Source organism: Anoxybacillus sp. MB8, assembly GCF_011006755.1.
In the GTDB taxonomy this organism is placed as follows: domain Bacteria; phylum Bacillota; class Bacilli; order Bacillales; family Anoxybacillaceae; genus Anoxybacillus; species Anoxybacillus gonensis.
Window position 1 is genome coordinate 1 of sequence record NZ_RXXX01000094.1, and the last position, 1269, is coordinate 1269.

Consider the following 1269-nt stretch of genomic DNA (forward strand, 5'->3'; position numbering starts at 1 on the left):
CCCGTTTTTCTAACGCGCTATGCGGACGCAAGAAGTTGAAATACGCCACAAAGAGTGTGACAAAGGAAACCGAGCCTTCTTCTGCGCCAAACCCATGAGTCGGTCGGTAGTTGCCTTTAAACGTTCGATTGAATCGTTCAATGATCTGTTTAAGTGGTCGATATTCCTCGGACACAGGATCCTCGTTTGTCAGCCCGATGACTTGACGGACATCGAAAGAAATCCCTTGTTGGGCGAAAAAGTGCTGCGCCAACAAGTAGATCGGGTTGCCATCGACGACAAAAGACAAATCTTTAGGAATGGACGGCAGTTTCTTGAGAACATCATCGATCGCACGGATGGCAGAGAGTGTATCCCGATGTGGAGAGACCCGGTAAGACAGCACGACCTTTTTCACGGCATCAAACATAAAAAACAAGTAATGCCAGCACCCTTTGACGCGGATATACGTCTCGTCGCCGCAAAAAGAACCAGACAGTTCGTAAGGAAAGTGATCGATGAAAGGTTTGACGATCAGCGCAACACTGTTGGCATAGTTGATGACGGTCTGATGAGAAATCGACAACCCATGAATGTCTTTCATGATCCTCGCTGTTTTCCGCGCGGAGAGCCCATAGTTGACGTGATACGTCAAGATGAGTCCGAGTGTATGCGAAGACACGGAAAGACGCGACAAATCCACCTTCGACTGTATCGGTGACGACGGTGCCAACGGCTGAAAATCAAAGAGAAACTCACGGAAAATGTATCGAACTTTAAAGGCATACGGCGCATGTTGAAACTGTTCTTTTTCCTGAGGTGTCATCTGTCGCAAGTTTGCTTGGTAAAACGAGCAATCATCATTCTTACATTTGTGGATGTAATAATCGTTGCGCTCTTTGATTTTCTCGAGTGCCTTTAAACAATGTGGGCACCGAAAAATCACTTGTTTGGCAAAACGGCTACGATGGTTGAAACGGCAACGACACACTTTGCATTGATACTGCCCTTTACCTCCGTTGTTGGCGTACACATAATTAGATGGCGCTTGGCACTGTGGACACGTCAATGCATCAGGCACCGTGGTTTTCGTGTTCGCGTGCCTCTTGATCGGCTTCAACGGTTTTCCGTGTTGTTGTTCGTATTCGACAAGAAGATGACGATAGTCTAAACGCGGAAGCGTTTCGATGACAGGCAGTTCATCGACTTGGAGTTTCTGATACGATTGATTCACCGGTTCTTCGTCATCCCAGTCTGTGAGGGACTTTCCAAAAAGTACACCTAGTAAAT

The 1269-nt window shown here is 47.0% G+C and carries 1 protein-coding gene; it reads right to left on the reverse strand.

The window, feature by feature from the left end; genetic code table 11:
• The coding region (locus EKC99_RS15255; protein WP_240468906.1) for a DDE-type integrase/transposase/recombinase at positions 1-1269 on the reverse strand (1269 nt) is incomplete at both ends.